The following is a 26,298-nucleotide window of genomic DNA, read 5'->3' on the forward strand; positions in this document are numbered from 1 at the left end:
CTGCCTCCGGCCCGGTTCCGGTTGGGGGTGAAGCTACTGGCGTGTGTCGGCGGCGCGCTGGGCTGCAGCGCGCAGACTGGCGACGGTGGCGTCGGGATCCGCTGCACCATAGACGGCCGAGCCGGCAACGAACACTGTTGCACCGGCGTCGGCGGCGCGCAGGATGGTGTCCTCGGTGATGCCGCCGTCCACCTGGATGGCTACCGCGAGCCCGCTTCCCCGCACCGCGTCGGCGGCCCGGCGAATCTTGGGCAGCATGACGTCGAGGAACGGCTGGCCCCCGAATCCTGGTTCGACGGTCATGATGAGCAGGAGGTCCAGTTCACCCAGCAGGTCCAGATACGGTTCAACCGGCGTTGCCGGGCGCAGGGCCATCCCTGCTTTCGAGCCGATGCTGCGGAGCTCGCGGGCGAGCCGGATCGGCGCGGCGGCAGCTTCGGCGTGGAAGGTGACCGAGGCGGCACCCACCTCGGCGTAACCGGGGGCCCAGCGGTCGGCGTCGTCAATCATCAGGTGGACATCCAGCGGGAGTGAACTGACCTCCTGGATCCGTTTGACGACCGGCAGTCCCAGGGTGAGGTTGGGAACAAAACTGTTGTCCATCACGTCCACATGCACGGCGTCGGCCGAGGCGATACGTGCCAGTTCGGTCTGGAGGTTCGCGAAGTCGGCGGACAGGATGCTTGGGTTGATGCAGCAGGCGGTCATGGCGCTCCTTGGGCGGGTTCAACATCGGGCGGCTCCCCACAACCTACCCCGCCGAACCGTGAGCTCTGGCGACTCACCAAATCTCACTCCTCGGCGGAGGTGGTGGGGTGGGAGTGGTGGTGGGGTGGGGTGGTTCTAGGCGGTGCGGCGGATCAGCGCCAGGAACATGGCGTCGGTGCCATGGACGTGAGGCCACAGCTGGGCCGTGGACTCGTGGCCGGCCGCCAGCGCACCGGTGAGGCTGACGCCGTCGAGCGCTGCCCCGGCGTCGATGAGTTCGACGTCGTCGTGCCGGCGCAGGCAGTCCTGGACCACCGCGGAGGTCTCGGCCGGGTGGGGTGAACAGGTGACATAGGCCACCACTCCCCCGGGCCGGACTGCTTTCAGGGCTGCGGCGAGCAGTTCACGCTGCAGCGTTCCGAGGCCCGCAATGTCGGAGGGCTTCCGCCGCCACCGGGCCTCCGGCCGACGGCGGAGCGCGCCGAGTCCGGTGCAGGGGGCGTCGACGAGGACCCGGTCGAAGGTGTCGGGGAACTCTTCGGCGACGGTCCGGCCGTCCCCGACACGCACCGTCCAGACGGCGGGATCCAGCGGTCGAAGTGCCTGGCGCACCAGTTGGGCGCGGTGCTCGGCAGGTTCGTTGGCCACCAGGGTGTGGCCGCGCTGCTGGGCGAGTGCACCGAGCAGCGCTGACTTCCCGCCGGGACCCGCGCAGAGGTCCAGCCATTGCTCGTGGCGTCCGGTCCCGGCGGCTCCGTCGTGACCGGCACTGTTCAGTTCGACTGCTGCGAGGGCCCGTGCCACCAGCTGGGACCCTGCGTCCTGGACCCGGGTGGTGCCGACGCGGATGCTTTCCAGGCGGCCCACGTCACCCGCGGAGAACAGCGCTGATCCTTCGGCGAGTTCACCGGGTTCGGCTCCCGCATCGAAGGCCTCGTCGAGGGACCCCAGCCCGGGGAGGGCCAGCAGGTTGACCACCGGTGCCGCGTTGTTGGCGGCCAGCAGGGTTTCAATCTCGGAGACGTCACGGCCGTGGTCCACCAGGGCCTGGCGGAGGGCGCGGACAATCCACTCGGGATGGCTATGGGTGAGTGAGCTGATTTTGGTGGCGTCGGTCAGGCCGGCGGTGAGTTCGGCAACCCATTCCTCGAGGTTCTTCGCCGAGACCCGGCGCAGGACGGCGTTGATGAGGGCTGACGGTCCGGCGCCGATGACCGCGCGGGCCAGGCCCACGGTCTGGTCGAGGGCGGCGTGGGCCGGCACCCGCATGGCGAGCAGCTGATGGGTGCCGATGCGCAGGGCATCGAGAATCGCCGGGTCAAGCTTCTCCAGGGGCCGGTCGACACACGTCGCCAGCACGGCGTCGTACGTGCCCTGCCCCCGCAATGCCCCGTAGGCCAGCTCGGTGGCAAACCCGGCGTCACGCTTGTCGAGGCGGTGCTTCCTGATGCTGACCGGCAGTACCAGGTTGGCGTAGGCGTCGTCGGCTGCAACAGCGCGCAGCACTTCGAAGGCGACCAGTCGTGCCGGGTCAGCGCGCCGGGTCCGCTCCGACGGCGCAGCGGTGGAGAACCCGCGCGGCTCCGGCCGGTTGCGTTCACGGCCGGCGGCGTTACGACGACGCTCCGAACCGCCGGCGTTGCCTTGTCCCTGTTGCTTGGTCACGAAAAAACCAGCTCTCCTTGTTGTAGGGCGCCGCGCGCCCAATCCTGTGATCGCATGTTCTTTTTCCCGGCAGGCTGGACGTTGCCGAGGACGACGGCGGTCGAGCCGGTGCCCACCAGCACGGCAGCCCCGTCGAGTGCGACTTCACCCGGTGCCAGGTTCACGCCCTCGTCCGACGGGTTCGAGGACTCCGCTGCTGAGGTGGTGAGGAGCGAGACCGGACCGATCTTGACCCGTTGATCGCCGAGCTGGGTCCAGGCGCCCGGTTCGGGTGTCACCCCGTTGATCCTGCGCCGGACGGCGAGGGCCAGCTGGGACCAGTCCACCCGCGCGTCGTCAATGGTCAGTTTCGGGGCGAGACTGACTGCTCCGTGCTGGGGAACGGCTTCAGCCCGGCCCGCCGCCACCCCGGCCAGGGTCTGCACCAGCAGAACGGCACCGCTGTGGGACAACCGGTCCAACAACTCTCCGCTGGTGTCGCTGGGCCGCACCGCTTCGGTCATGGTCCCGTAGACCGGTCCGGTGTCGAGGCCAGCCTCAAGCAGGAAGGTGGATGCTCCCGTGAGCTCGTCCCCGGCGATCACCGCGTGCTGCACCGGGGCTGCGCCGCGCCAGGCCGGCAGCAGCGAGAAATGAAGGTTGATCCAGCCGTGCACCGGGACGTCAAGTGCTGCTGACGGAACCAGTCCGCCATACGCAACTATCGCCGCCACATCGGCCCTGAGTGCAGCGATCTGCTCAATCACCGGGCCGTCGATGCGGTTGGCACGGATGATCTCGATGTCCAGCTCCGCGGCACGGGCGGCTACCGGGCTGGGTGTCATCACCCGTTTTCGTCCGAGTGGCGCGTCTTCGCGGGTCAGTACGGCGACGACGTCGAATCCAGCCGCCACCAGCGCGTCGAGGGAGGGCACCGCGACGGTCGGGGTTCCGGCGAAGATCACCCTCATGGCTGCCTGGTTCCACGGCCGGATGCACGGCCGGATGCACTGCCGGTCGGCTGTGCGGCAGGCCGGGCCGAGGGAGATCCGAACCCGAAACTTGAGCCAATGGTCTGTGACCGTTCCCGTGCCGTCCGGTCCGCGACGGCGGAGTAGGTGGAGCTGCGGATGGCGCGCATGGCAGCTTTCCGGTGCTCCCCCGCCAGCCGTTCAATGTAGAGCGAGCCGTTGAGATGATCAGTTTCGTGCTGGAAGCAGCGGGCCAACATGCCGGTTCCCTCATACTCAACCGGGTCCCCGTGGACATCCACACCGGTGACCCTGGCCCAGTTGGCGCGCTCCACCGGGTAGCCGAGCCCGGGGATGGACAGGCACCCTTCGGTTTCCTCGGGTGACACCTCGGTGCCCACGTCAAGGACTGGATTCACCACGTACCCTGCCGCGTCGTCGATCCTGAAAGTGAACACCCGGAGGCTGATTCCCACCTGGGGAGCGGCCAGGCCGGCGCCATGCACATCGTCCATGGTTTCCGTCATGTCAGCGACCAGCTTGGCCAGTTCGGGGCCGAAGCCGGTGACCTCGGCGGAAGGAGTTCTCAGTACCGGGTCGCCGATGATCCGAATGCTCAAGACGGCCATGCTCTGCGGGGTCCTCACGTTGTGGGTGCTGCTCTGGATGTTGAAAAATCAGTGGACGTTGAAAATTCGCTGGTGTAGAAAAACGCTGGTGTTGGTGCTTCGCCGGTGGTTCCGGGTCACCCGCTCAACGCTCACGGCTTCGGTGCCATTCTAGGCGGGAACCGGGGATTGTCCTGAGCGGAGGTCCGCTGGCCCGGCTGTCAGCCTGCGGCCGGCACCGGCGGCGGCCCAATGGGCAACAGCGCACGGCCGGCGGCTGCGGCGTCGAGCCCTGCCTCCCACGACCGCCTCAAGGCGCAGAACCGGAACCAGTGTTCCTTCAGGACATCCGGATTGGCGCGCATGGCCCGGACCTCCGTCTTGCCGATCGCCACTCCCAGCAGGATCAGTTCGTGGTCGTATTTCCACGGCTCCCAGGATCCGGCCTCGCCGTCGACCAGGCTCTCCTGGGCCTTCATCCCGGCGACCAGTTGCATCACCACCTTGTCGTCAAGCGGCTTGACCTGACCGTCGCGGTCGGTGTTTTTGGTCTTGAAGTCGATCAGGCACATCCGCCCACCAATCTCGGCGAGCAGGTCGAGGGTACCGGCGTAGCCAACCTCATGGTTCCAGACGGTCAATTCCGCCGCGATGGGCCGCACCTGGTACAGGGTCCACCATTCGTCGAAGCGGGCGGCGAAGGCCTCCTCTCCGTTCTCGACGAGGGCGAGCCGGGCGGCGTCGACGTCGTGCTGCTGTTCGAGGTCCCGCAGCGCCACCTGTTCGCAGTAGTAGTGCACTCTGGTGCCGCGACCGGCTGCCTCATCGCGGTACCGTTCGGCTGCGACCGAAGCGTCCTTGACCACCGTCCGAAGCTGCGACGGATTGCCGAGCGCCGCGGGCACCCGGGGATCATTGGCGACGGCGTTCGCGGCCATGTAGCCGATCCAGCCGTCGAGCGAGGTGGTGGCCTGCGAGATAACGGTGGTGATCGACGGAACGATGGGGCGGTCGGTGGTGGACCGTGAATACATGCGTCCGTGCTCAGTCGAATGAGCCAGCAGCGGTTGAGTCATGCTTCCAGTCTGACACCGGATACCGACAATCTACATTCGGCCTTTATCCGGCGCTGTCGGACCCGGATTGGACGAACCCCACTTCCTCCTATAGAGTTTTTACTCGTTGGAAAACGACGAATAACCCTGTAAATCAAGCGATTTCTTGCGGGTTATGAATCTTTACTCAACAATGCGGACGTAGCTCAGCTGGCTAGAGCACCACCTTGCCAAGGTGGATGTCGCGGGTTCGAATCCCGTCGTCCGCTCGCAAGTCACTGTAGCTGGCGGAGATCCTTTCGGCAGTTCTGGTTTACCAGGCACGGTGGGGTGGCCGAGAGGCGAGGCAGCGGCCTGCAAAGCCGTATACGCGGGTTCGAATCCCGTCCCCACCTCCAGTACGACAGCTTGCACCCATCTCGATGGGCGATTGGCGCAGCGGTAGCGCGCTTCCCTGACACGGAAGAGGTCACTGGTTCGATCCCAGTATCGCCCACTCAAAGCGGTTTCCTGTGATTCCCCGGAATCATCTGGATACCGCTTTTTCGCGGACGTAGCTCAGCTGGCTAGAGCACCACCTTGCCAAGGTGGATGTCGCGGGTTCGAATCCCGTCGTCCGCTCCACCTTCTGCTGCTTTGCCACCTGGAATCCCACCCAACGGCGACCATCAGTGGGAATATCTAGACTTCCCTACTGAATCATCTCCGTGGGTGGGACCGAGCGCCAGAATCCCCGCACTCCCCGCGTCGGCTCCGCTCTTGGTCAGTGAAGCAGCTTCAGACCGATCACGCAGGCCACAATCCCCAGGACCAGCAGCACTTTGATCACTGACGCTGACTCGCCGTCGAAAATCATGGCGTAGGCAACGGTCAGGGAAGCGCCGATCCCCACCCAGACCGCGTAGGCCGTCCCGACGGGCAGGGTTCGCATGGCCCACGCCAGTCCGACCATGCTGAGCGTGACCGCGATACCGAAAATGATGGTGGGTGCGAGCCGGGTGAATCCTTCGGACTTCCCCAGGGCCGTGGCCCAGACGGCTTCAAGTACGCCGGATATGACTAGAACGATCCATGCCATGACAGTCTCACTCCTGAAACGCCGTCTTGTCGCTGGCCGGGTACGGCGCACCTCGTCCGGGTGCCATCTGGCTCTTCAAGGCTGTCACACCCCCTGCCCGGGGGCAATCCCAGGCGAATATACGCCAATGGCGGATACCCAGCCTCCACACAGGCTTTGTCCTTGGAACTGTCATTCCAACGTTCTACGATGTAGGTCAGAGGGAACAACAGGTTCCCGGATCGAAAGGAGGTGCCTGTGTCTGTATTTGACGGGCTCAAAGGCAAGGCCGGGATGCTGAAGGAAAAAGCGACCGAGCTGGTGGGCGAGAACTCTGAAAAGATCAAGGACGGCATCGGTCACGCTGGCAACTTCGTTGACAGCAAGACCGGAGGAAAGTACGCCGACAAGATCGACCAGGTTCAGTCCAAAGCCTCCGAAATGGTCGATAAGACCGACCGCGGGGACACCAACCGGCCAGCTGGCCCCGGGACTCCCCCGGCCGTATAAGACCTACTGCTCGACAAAAAAGTGCCGGTCCTGCCGTGAGGCAGCACCGGCACTTTTTGCGTGTCAGCCTTACAGCTCGCTGCCCTGACGCGCCAGGGCCGTCAGCCGTGATACCGCGCGGTGATACTTCTTCATGTACCCGCCGGTCATCATTTCTTCGGTGAAGAGCTGGTCGAAGGCGACGCCGCTGGCGAGCACCGGAATGTCCTTGTCGTAAATCCGGTCAGCGAGGACCACGAAACGGAGTGCTACTGCCTGCTCCGAAATGGTTTCCACGCTGTGCCAGGCGATGAAGTCCACGCCGTCGATCAGTTGGCGGTACCGGCTCGGGTGCACACCGGCTAGATGCTTGACCAGGTCGCTGAAGGCATCCTCGGCGAGCAGCCCATCGGGGCCGCCCTTAAGGTCGCGCACCCGATCGTGGAGGCCCGCCTCGGTGAACGGCACCGGCGCCTCGGGAAGCCCACGGTGCCGGTAATCCTCCCCATCGATGCGCAGCACATCGAACTGGTCGGCCAGCACCTGGATTTCGCGCTGGAAGTCGACGGCAGCGAACCGGCCATCGCCCAGCGAGCCCGGGAGGGTGTTCGAGGTCGCAGCGAGCTTGACCCCGGCGTCGGCCAGTTCCCGCATCAGGCGGGACATCAGCACAGTGTCGCCTGGATCGTCGAGTTCAAACTCGTCAATACAGACCAGCGCATACCCACTGAGGGCGTCGACTGCCTTGCGGAAGGACAGGGCTCCCACCAGGTTGGTGTACTCGACAAACGTGCCGAAAGCCTTCTTGCCGGCGGTGGCATGCCACAGGGATGCGAGCAGGTGGGTCTTCCCGACCCCGAAACCGCCATCGAGGTAAATCCCGGCCCTGGCCGGAGCCTTCTTCGCACCGAACAGTTTGCGCAAGCCGGTCGGTTCTGGCTGGTTGACCATGTCGGCAAACTCGGACAGTGCTTTGACTGCGGCGGCCTGCGACGGCTGACCCGGGTCGGGACGGTAACTGTCAAAGGACACATCGCCGAAACGCGGCGACGGAAAGAACCCCGTCAGAAGTTCGTCGACCGATACTTTGGGGGTCCGCTGGGAAAGCTGCTCGATAGTTGCCACGGTAGGCAAGAATACGGCACTTCCTCGGGGCAGGTGCCCTTCGGCGACCCAGCAAGGACCAATGATGACCCGAGGTGAACGCCCCGGAAATAATTGTGGGTGCCCGTGGTTAGGCTAGTAGGGACCACACAAACGTTACGAGAAAGGCCAGCGGATGTCAGTCGCAGCAGACCCCCAGGAGAAGTTCACTCACTATGCCCACCCGGAACGGCTCGTCTCCACCGCCTGGCTGGCGGAGAATCTCGATACCCCCTCGCTGGTGGTGGTCGAGTCCGATGAGGATGTGCTCCTCTACAACACCGGTCACATCCCCGGCTCGGTGAAGGTGGACTGGCACACCGATCTCAATGATGAGGTTACCCGGGACTATGTTGACGGCGCCGCGTTTGCCCGTCTGATGTCGGCCAAGGGAATTTCCCGCGACTCGACCGTCGTGATTTACGGTGACAAGAGCAACTGGTGGGCCGCCTACGCACTCTGGGTGTTCACTCTGTTCGGCCACGAGGACGTCCGGCTGCTCGACGGCGGCCGCGACAAGTGGCTGGCTGAGGGAAGACCCACCACCACCGATGTGCCCGCCCCCCAGTCCACCGATTATCCGGTGGTGGAACGCAACGACGCACCGATCCGCGCCTATCTGGGCGACGTCCTGGATCATCTCGGGAAGCCACTCATCGACGTCCGTTCGCTGGATGAGTACACGGGTGCACGCACCCATATGCCGGCCTACCCGGAGGAGGGCGCACTGCGGGGTGGCCACATCCCGACGGCCGCGTCGGTGCCCTGGGCCCGCGCCGCCGCGGAGGATGGCACCTTCCGGAGCAGGAGTGAGCTCGACGCCATCTACCGTGACGAGGTTGGCTTGAAGGATGACGACGACGTCGTCGCCTACTGCCGCATCGGGGAACGGTCCAGCCACACCTGGTTCGTCCTGTTCCACCTGCTGGGATTCACCAAGGTACGGAATTATGACGGGTCCTGGACCGAGTGGGGGAACGCTGTGCGCGTCCCCATCGTCAAAGGTGAAGAGCGCGGGGAGGTCCCGGTATCGTGACGACGCCGCTTCCCGTCAAGCTGGCGGAAATCGTCGACGATTTCCAGGCCCTCGACGAACCCGACCGGTTGCAGTTATTGCTTGAGTTCTCCCAGGGGCTCCCCGAGCTGCCCCAGCACCTTCGGGAGCACCCGGAACTGCTCGAACAGGTGGTTGAATGCCAGACGCCCCTGTTCCTCAACGTCGAGATTGGCGAGGATCCCGAGCGGATTGTGCATCTGTACTTCTCTGCACCACCGGAGGCTCCCACCACCCGCGGGTTCGCTGGTGTGCTGCTTGAGGGCCTGGACGGGCTACCCTCCGCCGACGTCCTCGCCGTCCCTGACGATGTCCCGGATCGGCTGGGACTCACCCGCGCCATCACTCCGCTCCGCATGCGGGGGATGACGGCAATGCTCGGCCGGATCAAACGAACGGTCCGGGCCGGCCAGCCGGCCTAACCCGGCCTCGGCACGCGGTCAGGCCCGGACGCCCGGACGGGCCCGGCCGTGGAGCACCGGGGCGAGCCAGGCGGCCACCGTCTGTTCCCACTTCACCGGGTCGACATTCCATTCCTTGGTATGCCGGGCAAGGTGGAACCGTTCAAAGGTCACGAAAGCCGGGTTTCGTTCGGCCAGTTCGGCCGATGGACCCACCGGAACAAACTCGTCATCCTCACTGTGGATGATCAACGTGGGGATCGTGAGTTGCTCGGCACGGGCCACCCAGTCAAGGCTCTTCAGGTCCAGCGGCGCCGCAAGCCCGGTGACCTTCCGGCCGGCACGGTTGGTCAGCAGCCACTGGCCCAGCCGTCCGATCGGCGCGGGAATCCGGTTGAGCTGCGCGTGATAGGCGAGGACTTCTATCCAGTTGACCACGGGGCCGTCGAGAACGAGCGCCTTGATCCGCTGGCGGTGCCGGGAGAGATCGGCGGTCTGGAGGCAGATCGCACCGCCCATCGACCAGCCGAAAAGCACCACTCCCTCGGCGCCGTGGGCCACTGCATAATCAATTGCCGCCTCGACGTCCCGCCATTCGGTCATCCCCAGACCGTATCTGCCGTCGGCAGCATAGGGGGCTTCGCCGTCGTTCCGGTACGAGGCCAGCAGCGAGGTCATCCCGAGCGAACGGGCGAGCCGCACCGCCCGCAGCCCCTCGGTCCGCTGCACCCCACGGCCGTGGACCATGACCGCCCAGTCCTTCGAGGATTCCTCCGCGCGGATCAGCCAGGCAGGGGCTACTCCCCCTTCCACGGGAATGCTTACCTCCTCGTCGGCAAAACCGAGCGACGACGGCGACGGGTAAACCGCGCCGCTCCACCAGCCGCGGGTAGCGCTCGGCAGATGCCCCGAGTAGACAGCCTCCACCTCGCGTTGCACGGTGCCCTCACGGGGAACATAGGACAGGATTGCTCCGACCCGGGCATGCCCGCGGCCGCCGTCAAAATACAGGCTATAGGTGCCCTCGACCGTTGTGTCGTCGTTTGCTGGGAGGATGACCTGTTGTCCGGTGCCCGCGCCGATCACCGCAAGAATGTCAAGGTTTTCATCCCTGACACGCGCCGGCGTGACCACCTGTCGCGCGAAGTGGGCTGCGAGACCTGACGTGGCGGCCGCGACCGTTGACCCGACGGCGCCACCTATCCCCATCCCGAGCATGGTCCATTTGACCCAGGGAGCGGTTTCGATCGGCGCCGACACCGAGGCGCGAAATTTTGGCATACCCCATTCTTGCCTGACGCCCCGAGGATCGTCGACACACCGGGCGGGGTGTCGTGCCGACCCCACCGTGCCGGGTGCTAGGGCGCTGGCGGCTTGAGCACTAGTCTTGGCTCATGTCCGAGACGATAGTGGTACTAACCGAAGAAAGCCTCAACGACGGCGACGCCAAGAACCTGTTGACCCTGGTCGGCGACGAACCGACCACCCTGCTGGTGCTGATCCCCAATGACCGCCACAAGAATGTGCTGGCCGAGTTCTTTCATCATCTGAGCCTGCTGGAATTCTCCGGGGCATTCCGCGACCTGTCCCAGGGGCAGCCCTCAGCCGAGGAGTCACGGGTCAGCGCCGAAGCGGCGCTCGAGTCGTCGCTCCGGGTGGCTGAATCCCACGGGATCCCCGCCCGCGGGTTCATCGCCACCGGCAACGCCGTCGAATCCCTGGTGGAGGCGGTCGCCGAACATGGTGCACGCCAGGCTGTGGTCATCACCCGGCCACATGCCGTGGCCGACACGCTGCATACCGACTGGGCCAACCAGGCGCAGGACCGGCTGGGAGTGCCAGTGTTGCACCTCTACTCCGGTTCGGGATTTATCGGCGGTTCTTAGGCGTTGAAGAAATCATGAGCACAACAGAACCCCGCGATGTCCCTGTCCAGAAGACCGACGACGAATGGCGTTCAGAGCTGACCGCAGAGGAATACCGCGTCCTCCGCCAGGCCGGTACCGAGCGCCCCTACACCGGCGAGTACTACGAGAATGACACCAAGGGTGTCTACCAGTGTCGTGCGTGCGGCCACGAGCTGTTCACCAGCAACGAAAAGTTCGATTCGCACTGCGGTTGGCCGTCCTTCTGGGCCCCGCTGGCCCAGGATACCGTCCGCTACCTGCATGACACCTCCATGGGCATGAAGCGCACCGAAGTCCGCTGCGCCAACTGCGATTCACACCTGGGCCACCTGTTCGAGGGCGAGGGCTACGGCACCCCCACGGATCAGCGGTTCTGCATCAACTCGGTGTCAATGAAACTGGTCGAACAGGGCTAAGCAGTCCACGGTCGGGAGGTCCAGCAGGTCTGGGCCTTCCCTCCCGCGGAATCTCACGGAACATTAGAGTTCCTTAGGCTAATGATCTTTTTTCATAAGTAATCCTTTTTGGTTGCTACGCTCGCTGTCATGACCACGATGACCACGAACACCAGTAGCACCGCAGCCGGACCGACGGCCCTGCCCGCCGTCCCGCCCACCGGAGCCCCCGAAAGTTCGCCCGCCTGGCGGCAGCTGAAGACCGCCGCCTCGACGTTGCAGGCACTCCAGGTCAAGGACGGTTCCGTCCCCGAACCGTCCGACCTCCCCGTCGCCACCGAGTCTGTCGACGCTATCGTCGAGGCGATCGAGGCGCTGGCTCCGCGCTTCCCCCACGACGCCGCCTACCTGACCGCCCTGGTTGAGGATTTCCGCGCCTGGCAGGCCACAGGCTTCGGTGTGCCCGACTTCCTGAACTCCCTGCTGCAGTTCCAGCCCCAGGAGCGTCGAGTCGACGGCCTGTTGCATCTGGTGGTGTTCCCGATGTACACCCAGAACGGAAGCACCAACCGACTGGTCGAAGCAGTGCTGATCGAGGTGCTCTGGCCGGAATTCATCGCCGAGTTGGAAGCAGGCGACTACTCCAACAAACTCTTCGTCCCCATCCGGTTCCTCGACTTCACGGCAGGCTATGACACCAACTCGGCCGTCCTCTTCCCGGAGACGGTGGCCGTCAGCACCACTCCACAGTTCACCTGGGGAGCCATCTTCGCCGACCGCGAAGCGGCGCGCTTCCGCCGGGTGGTCACCGCCGCAGCCGACATCACCAAGCTGGAGCTTCCTGCCGAAGCCGCGGAGCTGGTGGCAGACCAGCAGCTCGCCGAGCGCACCTTCGTCATGTGGGACCTCATCCACGACCGCACCCACATGCGCGGCGACCTGCCCTTTGATCCATTCATGATCAAGCAGCGGATGCCCTACTTCCTGTACTCCCTCGAGGAACTCCGGTGTGACCTCACTGCCTTCCGCGAGTCGGTAAAAATTGCCCAGGACGACACGGAGCCGGACGAAACCCGCCGCCACGCCCGGCTGGTCCAGTACGCGGTCATCTTCGACAGGATCTTCCGCTTCTCCATCACCGGCAGCAGGGTCAGGAACTACGACGGCCTGGGTGGTCAGCTCCTGTTCGCCTGGATGCACCAGCACCATGTCCTGCACTGGACCGACAGCCGCCTCAGCATCGACTGGGACGAGGTTCCCGACGTCGTCATCGCCCTCGGCGAGAAAATCGAGCAGCTGTACTGGCGGTCCATCGACCGCCCCAAGACCGCCCACTGGCTGGCAGCCTACGATCTGGTCACCGAAACCGTGACACCCCACCCGGCGTCAGTCTGGGCCAAGGGCCCCGACGCCCTGGAACTGACCGGCCCGCCCCGCGGACTCACCGACGCCGTCCTCGACGACGAGTTCCCGCTCTCCATGTTCTTCGAGGCCCTCGACCGCAAGATGCGGCAGGTCATTGAGTCGACCGCAGGGATCACCGGGACCATCGCGTGAGTGCTGACGGGCCCACGCTGGCTGGCCTGACCGTCGTCGTCGCTGGCGCCGCAGGGGCCTCGGGCGTTGCCTGTGTGAGCCTGCTGAGGCGGCACGGTGCCGCGGTGGTAGCCGTCGGCTCGGATGAGGGCAGGCTGGACCACGCGCTGGGCCACCTCACGGAGGTGGACCGCAGGGTCTGCGACCTCACCGACGCACCGGCGGTCGCTGACCTGGCCCGCGCGCTCACGGCCGGCTACCCCTCGATCGATGGCCTGATTCACCTGGTGGGAGGCTGGCGCGGCGGCAGCGGGATCACCGGACAGTCCGACGACGACTACGAGGCACTCCGAGCCAGTGGGCTCACTACCCTCAGGAACACCAGCCGCGCCTTCTACGCAGCGCTTGTTGCCTCCCGGACCGGCCGGCTGGCGATCGTCTCCTCCACCGCTGTGGACCACCCGACGGCGGCCGTTGCCTCCTATGCGGCGGTCAAATCGGCAGCCGAAACCTGGACCCGGGCGGTTGCCGACGGATTCCGGCGCGACCAGCAGGGCGTGGGCGGCAGCGACGACGCTGCCGCCGGTCCGGCCTCGGCCGCCACCATCCTTGTGGTCAAAGCCCTGGTCGATGATGCGATGCGGGCCGCGCGACCGGACCGCGCGTTTCCTGGCTACACCCACGTTGATGACCTCGCGGCGGCAGTGGTCGGACTCTATGGCAGCGACGCGCCAGCCATCAACGGCCAGCGGATCATCCTGGCTTAGCGCAGCTAGCTGTCCCAGGACAGCTGGCTGCGGCCAGGGCTACTGCGCGGCGGCGTCCTCACCGGCCCAGGCCCCCGCGTAGAACTGCTGCGACAGCGATTTCACCAACTCTGCATAGGGGCCAGGCGGCAGCGCCTGCGCTGAACCTTCCGGGGGCTCCGGCGCAAATGCTGACACGCCCAACCCGGCCTCCTGCCCCGACAGGGTCAGGCCGGCGGCCTCAAGAATCGTGGGATACATGCTCAGTTGGTCCACGCCCGCGCGCAGTGTGCTGTCCTGGTTCCCGCCCGGCACCCAGATCCGGTTGAAGATGGTGCGGTTGGCGTTGCCCGCCAGCTCCTCCTGGAACGCGTGGCTGCCACCGAGCTGTTTAAGGTGGTCACCCATGATCACCACCGCGGTGTCGTCGAGGTAGCCCTCCTGCTTCAGATGCTCAACCACTCCGGCCACCTGCGTCATGGAACACGCGAACACAGAGGTCACCTCGCTTGCTGTATCGACGCTGCAGTAATCGTAGACATGCACCGGCTCGTGCGTATCGAGCGTCAGCACGGTGAGGTTGAACGGGCGACCGGTCCTCTCCGCCTCGGCGTGCAGCTGGTCGACCTCGTCCTTGGCGTTGGCCATCAGGCGTTCATCGCTCAGTCCCCAGTCGCTGCGGAAAGCCGTCTTGGGCTCACCCGCGGCGCGCCAGTCGGAAAGGTCCTTCACCTCGGAGTAGCCATGGCTCCCCAGGAAGACGTCCTTCGCGGCGAACGAGGAGTTGGCGCCGCCCAGGAACACATTGGTGTAGCCCTGCTCGCCCAGAACGTCGCCCAGGCAGGTGGATCCTTCGAGATAGGTTTCAACGTTGCCACCAAGGGCGTTGTAGGCGCCTCCGCCCGCGGTTGAGCCAATGCCTTTCAGCGGGATGCCGCATTGAGTCGAGACGAGCCCGGACATGGTCCAGCCGCCGCCCTCGTACTGCTTGAGGTTGTCCACACTCTGCCAGCCGCCGGAGGCCTTGGTCACCGCTTTCAGGGGAGCGAAAGCGTCCTTCTCGAACAACTGGTCGTCGGCGAGGGTTGCTTCTCCGGACTCAAGGTAGATCAGCACCAGGTTGCGCTGGTTGGTGTGGTTGGTGACGGTCGGCTCCACATAGAAGTCGCCGACGTCGTACTCGGAGTTGGCTGCCTCCAGGTAATCCCCTACATTCACCGTGGTGGCAAAGGCGGTGGTCCCGCCGACAACCACCGCCGCCACCAGGCCGGTGGAGACGGAGCGCATGACCCATGGCGCGTGACGGGGGCGGCGGCCGCCCTCCCGACGGCGCCTGCGGCGCCGGGAGTGACGCCACAGGGCAATCCCTCCCGTCACCAGCAGGGGCACCACGCCGATTCCCAGGATGCTGATCCAGACGATCGGTCCGCCCCCGCCGTCCGTTTCCACCGAGACAACGTTCAGGACCATCTGGTTGACGGAGATCTCGCCCCAATAGGAGCGAATGATGACGGCGGCCATGAGCAGGGCAATCCCCACGCCTATGAGAACGTGCACCATGACCAATCCCACGACGACGCCGGTCCGTCGGGTCACGCGAAGAATACGGCCGAACATGGCACCCCTTGCCTTCCAGATGCCTGCATGTTCAGTGAACACCCGTGACATCCAGCCCGTCCTTGGGCACACAGCAGCGTAGTCCCGTTTCGCGTCTCGTTCAACAGCCGTTCATCGGGTCGTCGCCAATCGTTCATCGCAGCAGACCCCGAGGGGCAGTCTGCACGCATCGGCGCCTGAAACGCGAAAGGGGCACACCGGCTGGGTGATAATTGAGGAGTGACTGAAACCATTGCGCCCTCTGCCTCCCTTCACAACCCCCACGTTCGCGGCTTCGCGTCGGATAACTATTCGGGTGTTCACCCCGAAATCCTCGCCGCCCTGGCCGCGGCGAACGGCGGCCACCAAACCGCGTACGGCGACGACGTCTACACCCACCGCCTGCAGGAACTCATGCAGGAACACTTCGGTGCGGGTGCAGAAGTGTTTCCTGTCTTCAACGGAACCGGCGCCAACGTCCTGAGCCTGCAGTCCCTCCTGCCCCGGTGGGGTGCCGTCATCTGCGCCCAGACCGCCCACATCAACAAGGACGAGAACGGGGCACCCGAACGTATTGGTGGGATCAAACTCCTCGCCGTCCCCACACCCGACGGCAAACTCACGCCGGAGCTGATCGACCTTGAAGCCTGGGGCTGGGGCGACGAGCACCGGGCACAGCCGCTGGCGGTGTCCATCACGCAGACCACCGAATTGGGCACCCTCTACACGGTTGACGAGATCAGGGCGATCGCCGATCACGTCCATGCCCGGGGCATGCACCTGCACATGGATGGGGCACGGATTGCCAATGCCGCAGCGGCCCTGAACCTGCCGTTGCGGGCCTTCACCCGGGACGCCGGCGTCGACATCCTCTCCTTCGGCGGCACCAAGAACGGACTCCTGTTCGGGGAATGCATAGTGGTCCTGAACCCCGAAGCGTCGACCGGGCTGACCTATCTCCGCAAAATGAATATGCAGCTGGCCTCCAAGATGCGTTTCATCTCCGCTCAGCTGATCGCGCTCCTGGAGGACGGGTTGTGGCTGCGCTCGGCCGTCCACTCCAACGCGATGGCGGCCCGTCTCACGGCGCTGGTCAGCGAGATCCCTGGGGTGCAACTCACTCAGCAGACCGCTGCCAACGCGGTCTTCGCTGTACTCCCCCGCGACGCGGCAAACCGGGTCCGCGAGGAGTTCAAGTTTTACGATTGGGACATCACCACCGGCGAGGTGCGCTGGATGTGCTCCTTCGACACCACCAGCGAGGACGTCGACGCCTTCGCTGCTGCCATCCGCCGGGAGACGGCGGCCAGCCAGGTCGAGCACTAGGGCTGACCGCCTCCCCACAATCCGCTACTCTCCATCGGCGAGCCTGCCCGTTGTGGGCGGTGGCGTGCCATAGCCTTCCTGAGTGAGCGCAATTGGCGATCTGACCCCGATGCCCCGTGACTTCCTGTCAGCCCTGACGGAACTCCGGCAGGCGAACTGCCGCAGCGAGATCCGGCTTGACGAAATTCCGGCCCCCTCGCGGCTGGCTCCCTTCGCTGTGGCCCTGGGAGCCGAGGTTTTGCAGGCCGGACCGCAGCGGCTTCCAGTGCACGGACCAGCGCGGGCGGCCTTCGCCGGCACCGAGCAGGAAGAGCTGGCCACCGGACGGTTCATCCTCCTCCACGACCCGAACGGTTCCGAGGTGTGGGACGGTACCTTCCGGATTGTCACCTATATCCGGGCCCAACTTGAGCCCGAAATGGGGAACGACTCGCTTCTGGGTTCGGTCGCGTGGACCTGGCTGGTGGAAGCCCTGCAGAACCACGGCGCCCAGTATGGTTCAGCTGGTGGGACTGCCACCCGGATCCTGTCGGAAAGCTACGGCACCCTGACCGACCGGCCGGACAGCATCGACATCGAGTTGCGCGCATCCTGGACTCCCGACTCATCGATGGTGGGGAATCACCTTGAGGCCTGGGCGGACATGGTCTGCACGTTCGCGGGCCTGCCCCCACTCCCGGACGGCGTGGTGTCGCTCCCGAACCGGCGCAGGAACTAGCGGCAGCACACCGATGATCCACGCGAAGCTCGGCGACTGCTGGCGCTGTTGCCCGGCCCGCGCGGCTAGACTGGACCCATCATGACCTCGCAGACTTCCCAGTTTCCTGACGACCCCGCTCCAGGTGATGACGCACCCCTGCAGGACGTCGTAGAGCCGCTCCCCCTCCTCAATGAGCCCAAGGACGGCGTGCCGCTGGTCATCGACACCCAGGCCGGCCTGGAACGCGCCGCGCGGGCCCTCGCCCAGGGCACCGGCCCGGCTGGTGTCGACGCTGAGCGGGCGTCAGGGTTCCGCTACGGACAACGGGCGTTCCTGGTGCAAATCCGTCGCGAAGGGTCGGGCACCTGGCTGATTGATCCCGAGCCCTTTGCCAACCTCCGGATCATCGACGAAGCGCTGGAGGGGGTTGAATGGATCCTCCATGCGGCCTCCCAGGACCTCCCCTGCCTCTCGGAACTGGGCATGTGGCCCGACCGGTTGTTCGACACTGAACTTGCCGCCCGCATCGCCGGGATGCCCCGGGTGGGGCTGGCAGCGGTAATCGAAAGCCTGCTGGGGTACACCCTGGCCAAGGAGCACTCGGCAGCAGACTGGTCCCGACGCCCCCTCCCCGAGCCCTGGCTGCGCTACGCAGCGCTCGACGTCGAAGTACTCACCGAACTGCGCAGCGAACTCATCGACCTCCTGGCCCGCGACGGCAAACTGGACTTCGCCGAGCAGGAGTTTGAACACCTCCGCAAGACGCCCCCCGCCGAGCCGCGCGTTGATCCGTGGCGCAGGAACTCTGGGCTGCACCAGATCCGTGACCGTCGCCAGCTGGCAGCAGTCCGTCAGCTGTGGCTGGAACGGGAGGATCTGGCCAGGAACCGGGACATTGCTCCCGGCAGGCTGATCCCCGATTCGGCGATCCTCGCGGCGGCCAAGGCCATGCCCGCCACCGTCCCCCAGCTTCTGGGCACCAGCGGTTTCCATGGCCGCGCGGCGGCGCGTGAAGCCCCCCGCTGGCTCCGCTGCATCAGCGACGCCCGCTCGCTGGCTGAACTGCCCGACCTGCAACTTCCCACCAATTCGCCGCCACCGCCGCGGGTGTGGGCCGATAAGGATCCCGACGCCGCAGCACGGCTGGCAACCGCCCGCCCCCGGCTGGCGGCCATCGCGGAAACCCTGAATCTCCCCATCGAGAACCTGCTCACGCCGGACTATCTGCGTCGGGTGGCGTGGCGGCCGCCGGCCGAGATCACCCTTGAGTCGGTCAGCGCCGCGCTTGCGGAACTGGGCGCCCGCCCGTGGCAGGTCGAGAAGACAGCGGCGGTGTTGACGGTGGCGTTCCTCGACCCCGATCCCCTGCCCGAGAAGGTCGCCCGGACCGCCGACTCCTCCCGGTAAGACCGCCTCACCGGATGGTCAACACCTCCTCCCCTCCTTGCGGCCTAAGTTACTCGCAAGTAACATAGGGTCGAATCACAATCTCAGATCGACTAGGGACTCAACGAGGAGCAACAGGTGAGCACCACTTCAGTGCCAGCACAGACCGGTGCAGGCCGCCGGATCAGGGATGTCGTCTTTGTTGACGGGGTCAGGACCCCGTTCGGCAAGGCCGGCGATAAGGGCATCTACGCGGGCGTCCGCGCCGATGACCTCGTGGTGAAATGCATCCGCGACCTGATGCGCCGCAACCCCACCCTCCCCCCGGAACGGATTGACGACGTCGCCATCGCCGCCACCACGCAGACCGGGGACCAGGGGCTGACCATCGGGCGGACCGCCGCGCTCCTCGCCGGACTGCCCCGGTCAGTTCCCGGCTTCGCTATCGACCGGATGTGTGCCGGTGCGATGACCGCGGTGACGACGACGGCGTCGGGCATTGCCTTTGGCGCCTACGACGTGGTGATCGCTGGCGGCGTTGAACACATGGGCAACCACCCGATGGGGGCCGACACCGACCCGAACCCCCGGTTCATGTCCGAGCGGCTGGTTGATCCTGCCGCACTGAACATGGGCAACACGGCTGAAAACCTGCACGACCGCTTCCCCGCTATCACCAAGGACCGCACCGACGCCTACGCCGTGGCCAGCCAGACCAAGCTCGCAGCCGCGTACGCCGGCGGTCAGATCCAGCCCGATCTGGTTCCTGTTGCCTCCCGGAAGGATGGCACGGGCTGGACGCTCAACACGGTCGACGAACCACCACGGCCCGGCACCACCGCCGGGGACCTCGCCCAGCTACGCACCCCGTTCCGCTCGCATGGGCGGGTCACCGCGGGCAATGCCGCTGGGCTGAACGACGGCGCCACCGCCGCCCTGCTCGCCTCGTCGGACACAGCGGCTGAACTGGGACTGACCGCCAAGATGCGCCTTGTCGCCTACGCTTTCGCCGGCGTCGAACCCGAGGTGATGGGAATTGGGCCTGTTCCCGCCACGGAGAAGGCACTGCGGCAGGCCGGGCTCACCATCGAGGACATCGGCCTGTTTGAGATCAACGAGGCCTTCGCGGTCCAGGTACTGTCCTTCCTGGATCACTTCGGCATCGCCGACGACGATCCCCGCGTCAACCGCTACGGCGGCGCTATCGCCGTGGGGCATCCTCTCGCCTCCTCGGGAGTGCGGCTCATGCTGCAGCTCGCCCGTCAGTTCGAGGAAGACCCGTCGGTACGGTATGGCATGACCACCATGTGCATCGGCCTGGGGATGGGCGCCACCGTCATCTGGGAAAACCCCCACCACCCCGACTACACGTCAACCGCAGCGGAGGACGCAGCATGAGTTTTGACCGTTTTGAGGAACTCGCAGCCCTGGTCCCGGATGAGGTCATCACTCATTCCTACGTCCAGGACATTGCCTTGCCGAACGACGCGGGGACCCTCGCGCTGATCACTCTGGACAACGGACTGGACCACACCAAGCCCACCACGCTCGGCCCGAACACGCTGATCGAACTGGGCCGGGTTCTGGAGGGGCTGAAGGTCCGCGCAGCAAATGGCGACCTGGCCGCCGTCGGTATCACCGGGAAGCCTTATTTCCTGGTGGCTGGGGCTGACCTGTCGACGGTCAAGTCCCTCAAAGCCGCCCAGTACGGCCGGCTGATGGCCGAACTGGGTCACGAGGCCTACAACCTGCTCGGCAACCTGGGCGTCCCCAGCTTCGCGTTCATCAACGGGGTGGCGCTCGGCGGCGGCCTGGAGGTCGCATTGGCGGCCGATTACCGCACGATTTCGACCGGAGCCAACGGCATCGGCCTGCCCGAGGCCTTCATCGGCCTCGTCCCAGGATGGGGCGGGGTCTACCGCCTGCCCCGCCTGATCGGCCCGGCCGCCGCCATGAAGGTCATGATCGAGAACCCGCTCAGCAACAACCGGATGCTCGACGGGCGCGCCGCCTTCGGTCTGGGTATCGCCGATGTGCTGCTTGAGCCAGCCGACTTCCTCGAGCAGTCCCTTGCCTGGGCGGCCGGGGTACTCAAGGACCCGTCCGCCATCGAGGCCCGGCGTGCCGACCACGCCACCTACACCGACGCCGACTGGGACGCGGCCGCCGCCGCGGGGCGTACGTTCGTGACCGCTAAAACCTCCAATGCCGCCCCCGCACCGGGTAAGGTGCTCGACCTGTTCGAGGCCGGGAAGACCCTCACCCGTGAGGAGTCAGCCGCCGCCGAGTGCGAGGCGTTGACCTTCCTCATGCAGACCCCCGAGTTCCACTCGACCGTCTACGCCTTCCTGGATCTGGTGCAGAAGCGGGCCAAGCGGCCGGCGGGCGCCCCTGATCGCAAACTGGCGCGCAAGGTGACCAAGGTCGGCGTGGTGGGCGCCGGTCTGATGGCCGGGCAACTGGCGCTGCTGTTCGCCCGCCAGCTGAAGGTCCCGGTGGTCCTCACCGACATTGACCAGCAACGCGTCGACAAGGGTGTCGCCTACGTTCACGGTGAGGTGGACAAGCTCCTGTCGAAGAAGCGGCTCTCCCCCGATGCAGCGAACCGGACCAGGGCGCTTGTCACCGGTTCGGTCTCCAAGGAGGCATTCGCTGACGCCGACTTCGTCATCGAGGCTGTCTTTGAGGAGATGGGCGTCAAGAAGACTGTCTTCGCTGAGGTGGAAGCCGTGGTGTCCTCCGAGTGCATCCTCGCCACCAATACCTCCTCGCTGTCCGTCACGGAGATGGCCGCGGATCTGGCCCACCCCGAGCGGGTGGTGGGGTTCCACTTCTTCAACCCGGTGGCTGCCATGCCGCTGCTGGAGATCGTCAGGGCCCCGCATACCGACGACGCTGTCCTGGCGACCGCCTTCGCGTTGGCCAAGGAACTGAAGAAATCGGCGGTGCTGGTGCAGGACGCCACGGCGTTTGTCGTCAACCGGATCCTTGGCCGGATGTTCGGCGAGATCACTGCCGTCTTCGACGAGGGCACCGACGCGGAGACGGCTGACAACGCTCTGCGCCCGATGGGATTGCCGATGACCCCGTTCCGGCTGCTGGCCCTGGTGGGCCTGCCGGTTGGCCAGCATGTGCAGGAGTCACTGCACACGGCCTTCGGCGACCGCTTCCACGTCTCCGCGAACCAGCAGAAACTGATCGACGCGGGAATCAAGGGTTTGTGGGTGAAGGGCGACGACGGAGCCGAGACGGTACCTGAAGCAACCCTTGCGTTGATGTCCCGGGGGGATTCGCCGTCGGACAGCGCCGAGGTGCTGCGCCGGACCCAGGATGCTCTCGCCGATGAGATTGGCCGGATGCTGGCCGAGGGTGTGGTTGCTGCGCCCGAGGATATTGACCTGTGTGTCATCCTTGGCGCTGGCTGGCCGTTCCATCTGGGCGGTATCACCCCGTATCTGGACCGGGTCGGCGCCTCCGAGCGGGTGAATGGGAAGACCTTCCACTAGACGGCTGGGCAGAGCACCCGTTAGCCGAAGCGAACCGGCATCCGCACCTCTTGAGCAGGTGCGGACGCCGGTTCTCTTCGTTTTGGGGCTTGCCAGGCTTCCCTACTCGTATCGCAGTGATTCCACCGGGTCGGCTTTCGCTGCGCGTGCGAATCACCCGCTTTGTGCTCCCCCCGGAGCCCACTACCACTGGAGATGCACACGGCGAAGACCCACGTCAACCGTGTGATGACCACGCTCCGTGCTCACGATCGCGCCCAGCTGGTCATCACCGCCTATGAAAGCGGCCTGCTAGCTGCCGGCGAGTTCTGACCCTTCGCCGCCAGCTAAGTTGTGCACAACTTAGTTTGATGATTGGATGAGTGTATGGACGGTGACCTTCGGCTCGAGAATCAGCTATGTTTCGCGCTCTACGATGCGTCCCGGACCATGGCCGGTGCCTATCAGTCTGCGCTCACGCCGCTCGGGCTCACCTATCCGCAGTTCCTGGTTCTTCTTGTCCTCTGGGAAGAGGATGGCATCTCCGTTTCGCAGGTGGGGTCGCGGCTGCATCTGGACAGCGGCACGCTATCACCGCTACTCAAGCGGTTGGAGACGCTTGGGTTGGTTGAACGCCGCAGGGAGAGCCACGACGGACGCCAGGTCACTATTCGCCTGACCGAACGTGGCGCTGGCGTTGAGTCGCAAGTAGCTGCCATCCAAAAACAGCTCCGGGAACGGCTCGTCATGACCGACGAGGAACTGGCGGCGCTGCAGCTGCTGGCCACCCGATTCTGCAGCGTTTCGCGAACCCCGTCCGCCGTCCTACCAGCCTGACCCTTCACCCCTTGATCAGCCAACCATGAGGAGAATCATGAACGCCATCTATACCGCCGAGGCCATCGCCACCGGAGCCGGCCGCAATGGCCGCACCCGCACCCGCACCGACGACGGGCAGGTCGACTTTGCCCTCGCTGCGCCGAAGGCTCTCGGCGGTTCGGGTGCCGGGACAAATCCTGAGCACCTCTTTGCCGCAGGGTACGCGGCCTGTTTCCATTCGGCGCTGCAGCTGGTGGCACGGGAGGCCAAGGCCGATCTTGGTGATTCAAGTGTTGGGGCGAAGGTGGGGCTGGCGCGCAACGATGCGGGCGGCTTTTCCCTGCTCGTCAGCCTTGAGGTGGTTGTCCCGGGCCTGTCGCAGGAAGACGCCCAGGCGTTGGCGGACAAAGCGCACCAGGTGTGCCCCTACAGCAACGCCGTCCAGGGCAACATCGACGTCAAGGTGCTGGTCTCGGACGACTGAGCCTCAGACGGCAGAGCGTGAAGAATTGAGCGCCGTCAGCGTGCCGGGGTACTGATAGGGTGCTGGCGGCGTGCGATCGGCACCGCGATCAGGCCGGCAATGAGAAGTACCGGAGCCCCTATGGCGCTGACAAGAAGAAGTGTATCGATCGCCGGAGACTGCTCACCGTCGTTCGCCAGCGCGATGCCGCGACCAAACGATGCCATGAAGATGACAGCTAGTAGAACTGCCAGACCCAGGGAGCCGGCGCTAATCCACGCTGCCCGCGGTGCGTTGCTCCCGCGGCTCCACGCGTGGCCAACCAGGACAACCGTTGCGGCATACGCGAGCACCGCCAACACCAGAAGACCAGTGATTACCGGCTGAGGAGCGATCATCGCTCCGGCGGCGATAGCAGCGGTGCCGAGGCCCACGGTGAGCCCGGCGCAGATCCAGGCCCGGGAATAGGCGGGATGCTTCGTCCTCAGCCGGAACGCCACGGTCAAGGACAGTGCGATCAGCGTGGGGAAGGCCAGGGCCGGGACGACGGCGAGGGCCAGCAACCCCAGCCCAACGAAGACAACCGCAACGGCACGGCCTTTCACTACCGACATCCCATCCCCCTCAGGCAGTCACCCGATCTCACGATCGGGTGGATCTGATTGACTGTACCCCGCGAGGAGCTCTATCCCTGAAGTGTGCGGTGTGGGATTATCGGCAGATGGACCAGTATCTGTGGGTATTGAAGAAGGGCCAGCTCGATCTCATTCGGGCGTTGGATCCGGAGCGCCTGGCACAGTTGGATGAGGATGGGCTGTTGGCGTTGCACAAGCGGATCAGGCGCGCCCGCAACAAGTACCAAACCAACTACCGTCGTAAAGCCGCTGGCGAAGTGTCGAAAGCCCGTGGACGGGGTACGGCCTCCAAAAGTTCCGACAAAGCGCGAGCCCGAGCCTATGTGTTTGAGGAGGCGTTGTCGATAGTCAGCGCGGAACTAGCCCGCGTGGCGCACGGCACTGCCGAAGACCTGAAACTTGAGCGTCTCGAACGCTCGCGGAAGGGGAAGTCGGCAGGACCAGCTACCTCAGGGTCAGATATCACGGCCAGCCAGGCTTCCGGCCGGGCCCGGATCCATCGAAAAACCACCGGCGGAGTCAAGCGCGATGCGTCGAGCCGATCCCAGGGTGCGAAGCGTCAGGCGAAACGGGACAAACGCTAGGGCGCTTGGTCTGCGGTAACCGGGTACGAGACGGCACCATTCCACCACGACTTGACGCGCTGGATCCGGCCGTCGTCGTTCACGCGGCCAAACCAGTGACTGTTTTCGACTCTGCCGTCGACGATGAGGTCGATCCGCTCCGCACTGAGCGTTCTCCCCTGCACGTCGAGCGGGCCCGATCCAGCGCGGAAGAGCCGCGCCACCGTTGGCGACGCGGTCGGATCGCTGTCCTGCAACCGAAGGTAAACGATCTCGGGAAGGCCCTCGGCGATGATGGCGTCCACCAGGAGCTGCTCGGCGTAAGACGGCACTGCGGGGCCGACACCAGACCCGGGGGCGAAATGAGCAGGTCGTATGTATTCCATGGGAGCCTCCATGGACTTCTCCCGGTAGGTATAGGTACGCCAGCCGAAGACCTCGGTAGCCGCCCCCTCTCCGATCCCTTCCACCACACTGGTCGAGGAGAACCGCTCACCGTTGCGGGGCCTCAGGTCCACCTGGGTCCTGAAGGTGCCGCCGTCAAGGCTCCGGACTATCCATCCGACGGCTTCGCCGTTCAGATGGAACCGTTCGGCTGACTCCATCCGGGACTCTAGCCAGCAGTCCTGGGGAAGATACGGTCGAGTTCCTGCAGCTCGGTTTCGGAGGGCACCCAGCACACCGCCTCGGCGTTCTGCTGGATCTGTTCAGGTTTGGTGGCGCCCGCGATGACGGACGCCACTGATGGCTGAGCCGCCAACCAGGAGAACGCCACCTGCAGTTCGGTCAGGTCACGGGCCCGGGCAAATGCACCGAAGTCAGCCAGCTGGTTCCAGTTAGCTCCCTCGAGCAGGTTGATGCGGGAGTGGGTGAGCCTGCTCCCGGCAGGAACTTTCGAGGCGCTGTATTTGCCGGTCAGGAGCCCGTTGGCCAGCGGGAAGAAGGGCAACACGCCAATCCCGTACGCCTCGGCGGCGGGAACCACTTCGGCCTCGATCTTGCGCTCCAGCAGATTCCAGTGGTTCTGCGCGGAGATGAACGGTGTGTATCCACCGAGCTGGGCGACAAACTCTGCTTCAGCGATCTGCCAGCCGGCACGGTTCGAATGCCCGATGTACCTGATCTTGCCGCTCTGGACCAGCGCATCAAGCGCTGACAGCGTCTCATCGATCGGCGTCAGCGGGTCGGGCGCGTGAAACTGGTACAGGTCAATCCAGTCGGTGCCGAGACGCCTCAGCGAGGCTTCGACTGCCTTCATGATGTAGCGGCGCGACCCGCGGGCACCCCAGTCGGGGCCGTTGGCGCCCTTGAGGTCCAACCCGAACTTGGTGGCGATCAGGACGTCGTCACGGTTCTTGACCAGGGCCTTGCCGAGCATTTCCTCGCTCAGGCCCGGAGTCTTGCCGTAGGAGTCCGCCACGTCGAAGAAATTGATCCCGGCATCGACAGCAGAGTTGATCACTGCGTTGGTGCCCCGCTGGGTTTCCGTTGGCGTTCCGGTGCGGCCCAGGTTGTTACACCCGAGCCCCACCACCGAAACGTTCAGTCCGGAGTTGCCAAGTCTGCGATATTCAGTCATGGCACTACGCTACAACACCTGTTACCCGAGGC

27 protein-coding genes, 4 tRNA genes and 1 riboswitch are annotated in these 26,298 nt (G+C 65.3%); of the genes, 19 read left to right on the forward strand and 12 right to left on the reverse strand.

Going from position 1 to position 26,298, the window contains the following annotated elements; translation table 11 throughout:
* Positions 1-33: 33 nt before the first annotated feature.
* The 5 genes from rpe to IWX62_RS06515 all read right to left on the reverse strand — a co-directional run bounded on the left by rpe (position 34) and on the right by IWX62_RS06515 (position 5,007).
* On the reverse strand, positions 34-708 hold the full coding sequence (gene rpe, locus IWX62_RS06495) for a ribulose-phosphate 3-epimerase (protein ID WP_196840565.1): 675 nt from the start codon (positions 706-708) through the stop codon (positions 34-36).
* A gap of 135 nt (positions 709-843) precedes the next feature.
* Positions 844-2,373 carry an RsmB/NOP family class I SAM-dependent RNA methyltransferase gene (locus IWX62_RS06500; protein ID WP_333483246.1) on the reverse strand — a complete coding sequence of 510 codons (1,530 nt, stop codon included), beginning with the start codon at positions 2,371-2,373 and terminating at the stop codon, positions 844-846.
* The gene (gene fmt, locus IWX62_RS06505) at positions 2,370-3,323 is read right to left on the reverse strand and encodes a methionyl-tRNA formyltransferase (RefSeq protein ID WP_196840567.1); all 954 of its coding nucleotides are present in this window, start codon (positions 3,321-3,323) and stop codon (positions 2,370-2,372) included. Before fmt ends, IWX62_RS06500 begins: the two co-directional genes overlap by 4 nt.
* The gene (gene def, locus IWX62_RS06510; protein WP_196840568.1) at positions 3,320-3,952 is read right to left on the reverse strand and encodes a peptide deformylase; all 633 of its coding nucleotides are present in this window, start codon (positions 3,950-3,952) and stop codon (positions 3,320-3,322) included. The genes fmt and def overlap by 4 nt, the downstream gene beginning before the upstream one ends.
* Positions 3,953-4,152: 200 nt before the next feature.
* On the reverse strand, positions 4,153-5,007 hold the full coding sequence (locus IWX62_RS06515; RefSeq protein ID WP_196840569.1) for a cytochrome: 855 nt from the start codon (positions 5,005-5,007) through the stop codon (positions 4,153-4,155).
* Positions 5,008-5,181: 174 nt separating this feature from the next.
* Here IWX62_RS06515 and IWX62_RS06520 point away from each other — a divergent pair.
* The 4 genes from IWX62_RS06520 to IWX62_RS06535 all read left to right on the forward strand — a co-directional run bounded on the left by IWX62_RS06520 (position 5,182) and on the right by IWX62_RS06535 (position 5,610).
* Positions 5,182-5,255 (forward strand) — tRNA-Gly (locus IWX62_RS06520).
* A gap of 55 nt (positions 5,256-5,310) precedes the next feature.
* A tRNA-Cys gene (locus tag IWX62_RS06525) sits at positions 5,311-5,384 on the forward strand.
* A gap of 26 nt (positions 5,385-5,410) precedes the next feature.
* Positions 5,411-5,482 (forward strand) — tRNA-Val (locus IWX62_RS06530).
* A gap of 51 nt (positions 5,483-5,533) precedes the next feature.
* Positions 5,534-5,610: transfer RNA gene (locus IWX62_RS06535), tRNA-Gly, on the forward strand.
* 139 nt (positions 5,611-5,749) lie between these two features.
* Here IWX62_RS06535 and IWX62_RS06540 read toward each other — a convergent pair.
* Entirely contained in the window at positions 5,750-6,064 is a 315-nt protein-coding gene (locus tag IWX62_RS06540) for a DMT family transporter (protein WP_196840570.1), read from the reverse strand.
* A 15-nt stretch (positions 6,065-6,079) separates the two neighbouring features.
* A riboswitch (guanidine-III (ykkC-III) riboswitch) is annotated at positions 6,080-6,141 on the reverse strand.
* A 160-nt stretch (positions 6,142-6,301) separates the two neighbouring features.
* Between IWX62_RS06540 and IWX62_RS06545 the strand changes: the two genes are divergently transcribed.
* Positions 6,302-6,553, forward strand: coding sequence for an antitoxin (locus IWX62_RS06545; protein ID WP_196840571.1), 252 nt, complete (start codon positions 6,302-6,304; stop codon positions 6,551-6,553).
* A 69-nt stretch (positions 6,554-6,622) separates the two neighbouring features.
* Here IWX62_RS06545 and zapE read toward each other — a convergent pair whose 3' ends face one another.
* Entirely contained in the window at positions 6,623-7,657 is a 1,035-nt protein-coding gene (zapE, locus tag IWX62_RS06550; RefSeq protein WP_196840572.1) for a cell division protein ZapE, read from the reverse strand.
* 154 nt (positions 7,658-7,811) lie between these two features.
* Here zapE and IWX62_RS06555 point away from each other — a divergent pair, with 154 nt between their 5' ends.
* A complete protein-coding gene (locus IWX62_RS06555) occupies positions 7,812-8,711 on the forward strand; it encodes a sulfurtransferase (RefSeq protein WP_196840573.1) in 900 nt (299 codons plus the stop codon).
* Positions 8,705-9,151: a SufE family protein gene (locus tag IWX62_RS06560; protein WP_442859243.1), complete on the forward strand. Its 447-nt coding sequence runs from the start codon at positions 8,705-8,707 to the stop codon at positions 9,149-9,151. Before IWX62_RS06555 ends, IWX62_RS06560 begins: the two co-directional genes overlap by 7 nt.
* Positions 9,152-9,169: 18 nt before the next feature.
* Here the strand turns inward: IWX62_RS06560 and IWX62_RS06565 are convergent, their stop codons facing one another.
* The gene (locus IWX62_RS06565) at positions 9,170-10,411 is read right to left on the reverse strand and encodes an alpha/beta hydrolase family protein (protein WP_196840575.1); all 1,242 of its coding nucleotides are present in this window, start codon (positions 10,409-10,411) and stop codon (positions 9,170-9,172) included.
* A gap of 113 nt (positions 10,412-10,524) precedes the next feature.
* On the opposite strand from IWX62_RS06565, the gene IWX62_RS06570 reads away from it, so the two are divergent.
* The 4 genes from IWX62_RS06570 to IWX62_RS06585 all read left to right on the forward strand — a co-directional run bounded on the left by IWX62_RS06570 (position 10,525) and on the right by IWX62_RS06585 (position 13,735).
* Positions 10,525-11,016, forward strand: coding sequence for a hypothetical protein (locus IWX62_RS06570; RefSeq protein ID WP_196840576.1), 492 nt, complete (start codon positions 10,525-10,527; stop codon positions 11,014-11,016).
* Between the two features lie 14 nt (positions 11,017-11,030).
* Positions 11,031-11,453: a peptide-methionine (R)-S-oxide reductase MsrB gene (gene msrB, locus IWX62_RS06575; protein ID WP_196840577.1), complete on the forward strand. Its 423-nt coding sequence runs from the start codon at positions 11,031-11,033 to the stop codon at positions 11,451-11,453.
* A gap of 138 nt (positions 11,454-11,591) precedes the next feature.
* Positions 11,592-12,989 (forward strand): DUF6421 family protein, encoded by a 1,398-nt coding sequence (locus tag IWX62_RS06580; RefSeq protein ID WP_333483264.1) that lies wholly within the window; start codon positions 11,592-11,594, stop codon positions 12,987-12,989.
* A complete protein-coding gene (locus IWX62_RS06585) occupies positions 12,986-13,735 on the forward strand; it encodes an SDR family NAD(P)-dependent oxidoreductase (protein WP_196840578.1) in 750 nt (249 codons plus the stop codon). The genes IWX62_RS06580 and IWX62_RS06585 overlap by 4 nt, the downstream gene beginning before the upstream one ends.
* 39 nt (positions 13,736-13,774) lie before the next feature.
* Here the strand turns inward: IWX62_RS06585 and IWX62_RS06590 are convergent, their stop codons facing one another.
* Positions 13,775-15,382: an LTA synthase family protein gene (locus tag IWX62_RS06590; RefSeq protein ID WP_196840579.1), complete on the reverse strand. Its 1,608-nt coding sequence runs from the start codon at positions 15,380-15,382 to the stop codon at positions 13,775-13,777.
* Between the two features lie 168 nt (positions 15,383-15,550).
* Here IWX62_RS06590 and IWX62_RS06595 point away from each other — a divergent pair, with 168 nt between their 5' ends.
* The 7 genes from IWX62_RS06595 to IWX62_RS06625 all read left to right on the forward strand — a co-directional run bounded on the left by IWX62_RS06595 (position 15,551) and on the right by IWX62_RS06625 (position 23,510).
* Positions 15,551-16,636 carry a threonine aldolase family protein gene (locus IWX62_RS06595; protein ID WP_196840580.1) on the forward strand — a complete coding sequence of 362 codons (1,086 nt, stop codon included), beginning with the start codon at positions 15,551-15,553 and terminating at the stop codon, positions 16,634-16,636.
* Between the two features lie 109 nt (positions 16,637-16,745).
* Entirely contained in the window at positions 16,746-17,354 is a 609-nt protein-coding gene (locus tag IWX62_RS06600; protein WP_196840692.1) for a DUF3000 domain-containing protein, read from the forward strand.
* An 81-nt stretch (positions 17,355-17,435) separates the two neighbouring features.
* On the forward strand, positions 17,436-18,743 hold the full coding sequence (locus tag IWX62_RS06605; RefSeq protein ID WP_196840581.1) for an HRDC domain-containing protein: 1,308 nt from the start codon (positions 17,436-17,438) through the stop codon (positions 18,741-18,743).
* 117 nt (positions 18,744-18,860) lie between these two features.
* Positions 18,861-20,120, forward strand: coding sequence for a thiolase family protein (locus IWX62_RS06610; protein ID WP_196840582.1), 1,260 nt, complete (start codon positions 18,861-18,863; stop codon positions 20,118-20,120).
* Positions 20,117-22,228, forward strand: coding sequence for a 3-hydroxyacyl-CoA dehydrogenase NAD-binding domain-containing protein (locus IWX62_RS06615; protein WP_196840583.1), 2,112 nt, complete (start codon positions 20,117-20,119; stop codon positions 22,226-22,228). Before IWX62_RS06610 ends, IWX62_RS06615 begins: the two co-directional genes overlap by 4 nt.
* 366 nt (positions 22,229-22,594) lie before the next feature.
* The gene (locus IWX62_RS06620; RefSeq protein ID WP_196840584.1) at positions 22,595-23,044 is read left to right on the forward strand and encodes a MarR family winged helix-turn-helix transcriptional regulator; all 450 of its coding nucleotides are present in this window, start codon (positions 22,595-22,597) and stop codon (positions 23,042-23,044) included.
* A 37-nt stretch (positions 23,045-23,081) separates the two neighbouring features.
* On the forward strand, positions 23,082-23,510 hold the full coding sequence (locus tag IWX62_RS06625) for an organic hydroperoxide resistance protein (RefSeq protein WP_196840585.1): 429 nt from the start codon (positions 23,082-23,084) through the stop codon (positions 23,508-23,510).
* Positions 23,511-23,545: 35 nt separating this feature from the next.
* On the opposite strand, the gene IWX62_RS06630 is transcribed toward IWX62_RS06625, so the two are convergent.
* The gene (locus IWX62_RS06630; protein ID WP_196840586.1) at positions 23,546-24,103 is read right to left on the reverse strand and encodes a hypothetical protein; all 558 of its coding nucleotides are present in this window, start codon (positions 24,101-24,103) and stop codon (positions 23,546-23,548) included.
* A 107-nt stretch (positions 24,104-24,210) separates the two neighbouring features.
* Here IWX62_RS06630 and IWX62_RS06635 point away from each other — a divergent pair, with 107 nt between their 5' ends.
* The gene (locus IWX62_RS06635) at positions 24,211-24,708 is read left to right on the forward strand and encodes a hypothetical protein (RefSeq protein WP_196840587.1); all 498 of its coding nucleotides are present in this window, start codon (positions 24,211-24,213) and stop codon (positions 24,706-24,708) included.
* Here IWX62_RS06635 and IWX62_RS06640 read toward each other — a convergent pair.
* Complete coding sequence (locus IWX62_RS06640; RefSeq protein ID WP_196840588.1) at positions 24,705-25,292, reverse strand: hypothetical protein; 588 nt, start codon at positions 25,290-25,292, stop codon at positions 24,705-24,707. The genes IWX62_RS06635 and IWX62_RS06640 overlap by 4 nt on opposite strands.
* An 8-nt stretch (positions 25,293-25,300) precedes the next feature.
* Positions 25,301-26,266 carry an aldo/keto reductase gene (locus IWX62_RS06645; protein ID WP_196840589.1) on the reverse strand — a complete coding sequence of 322 codons (966 nt, stop codon included), beginning with the start codon at positions 26,264-26,266 and terminating at the stop codon, positions 25,301-25,303.
* Between the last annotated feature and the right edge of the window lie 32 nt (positions 26,267-26,298).

It is taken from the genome of Arthrobacter sp. CAN_A1, assembly GCF_015751665.1.
GTDB lineage: Bacteria > Actinomycetota > Actinomycetes > Actinomycetales > Micrococcaceae > Arthrobacter_D.

What these genes read in the sequence shown, in the direction of transcription:
- rpe (WP_196840565.1), bottom strand. Translation starts at nt 708, where the DNA reads ATGACCGCCTGCTGCATCAACCCAAGCATCCTGTCCGCCGACTTCGCG.
- fmt (WP_196840567.1), bottom strand. Translation starts at nt 3,323, where the DNA reads ATGAGGGTGATCTTCGCCGGAACCCCGACCGTCGCGGTGCCCTCCCTC.
- def (WP_196840568.1), bottom strand. Translation starts at nt 3,952, where the DNA reads ATGGCCGTCTTGAGCATTCGGATCATCGGCGACCCGGTACTGAGAACT.
- IWX62_RS06515 (WP_196840569.1), bottom strand. Translation starts at nt 5,007, where the DNA reads ATGACTCAACCGCTGCTGGCTCATTCGACTGAGCACGGACGCATGTAT.
- IWX62_RS06540 (WP_196840570.1), bottom strand. Translation starts at nt 6,064, where the DNA reads ATGGCATGGATCGTTCTAGTCATATCCGGCGTACTTGAAGCCGTCTGG.
- IWX62_RS06555 (WP_196840573.1), top strand. Translation starts at nt 7,812, where the DNA reads ATGTCAGTCGCAGCAGACCCCCAGGAGAAGTTCACTCACTATGCCCAC.
- IWX62_RS06565 (WP_196840575.1), bottom strand. Translation starts at nt 10,411, where the DNA reads ATGCCAAAATTTCGCGCCTCGGTGTCGGCGCCGATCGAAACCGCTCCC.
- IWX62_RS06570 (WP_196840576.1), top strand. Translation starts at nt 10,525, where the DNA reads ATGTCCGAGACGATAGTGGTACTAACCGAAGAAAGCCTCAACGACGGC.
- msrB (WP_196840577.1), top strand. Translation starts at nt 11,031, where the DNA reads ATGAGCACAACAGAACCCCGCGATGTCCCTGTCCAGAAGACCGACGAC.
- IWX62_RS06580 (WP_333483264.1), top strand. Translation starts at nt 11,592, where the DNA reads ATGACCACGAACACCAGTAGCACCGCAGCCGGACCGACGGCCCTGCCC.
- IWX62_RS06590 (WP_196840579.1), bottom strand. Translation starts at nt 15,382, where the DNA reads ATGTCACGGGTGTTCACTGAACATGCAGGCATCTGGAAGGCAAGGGGT.
- IWX62_RS06600 (WP_196840692.1), top strand. Translation starts at nt 16,746, where the DNA reads ATGCCCCGTGACTTCCTGTCAGCCCTGACGGAACTCCGGCAGGCGAAC.
- IWX62_RS06605 (WP_196840581.1), top strand. Translation starts at nt 17,436, where the DNA reads ATGACCTCGCAGACTTCCCAGTTTCCTGACGACCCCGCTCCAGGTGAT.
- IWX62_RS06615 (WP_196840583.1), top strand. Translation starts at nt 20,117, where the DNA reads ATGAGTTTTGACCGTTTTGAGGAACTCGCAGCCCTGGTCCCGGATGAG.
- IWX62_RS06620 (WP_196840584.1), top strand. Translation starts at nt 22,595, where the DNA reads ATGGACGGTGACCTTCGGCTCGAGAATCAGCTATGTTTCGCGCTCTAC.
- IWX62_RS06625 (WP_196840585.1), top strand. Translation starts at nt 23,082, where the DNA reads ATGAACGCCATCTATACCGCCGAGGCCATCGCCACCGGAGCCGGCCGC.
- IWX62_RS06630 (WP_196840586.1), bottom strand. Translation starts at nt 24,103, where the DNA reads ATGTCGGTAGTGAAAGGCCGTGCCGTTGCGGTTGTCTTCGTTGGGCTG.
- IWX62_RS06635 (WP_196840587.1), top strand. Translation starts at nt 24,211, where the DNA reads ATGGACCAGTATCTGTGGGTATTGAAGAAGGGCCAGCTCGATCTCATT.
- IWX62_RS06640 (WP_196840588.1), bottom strand. Translation starts at nt 25,292, where the DNA reads ATGGAGTCAGCCGAACGGTTCCATCTGAACGGCGAAGCCGTCGGATGG.
- IWX62_RS06645 (WP_196840589.1), bottom strand. Translation starts at nt 26,266, where the DNA reads ATGACTGAATATCGCAGACTTGGCAACTCCGGACTGAACGTTTCGGTG.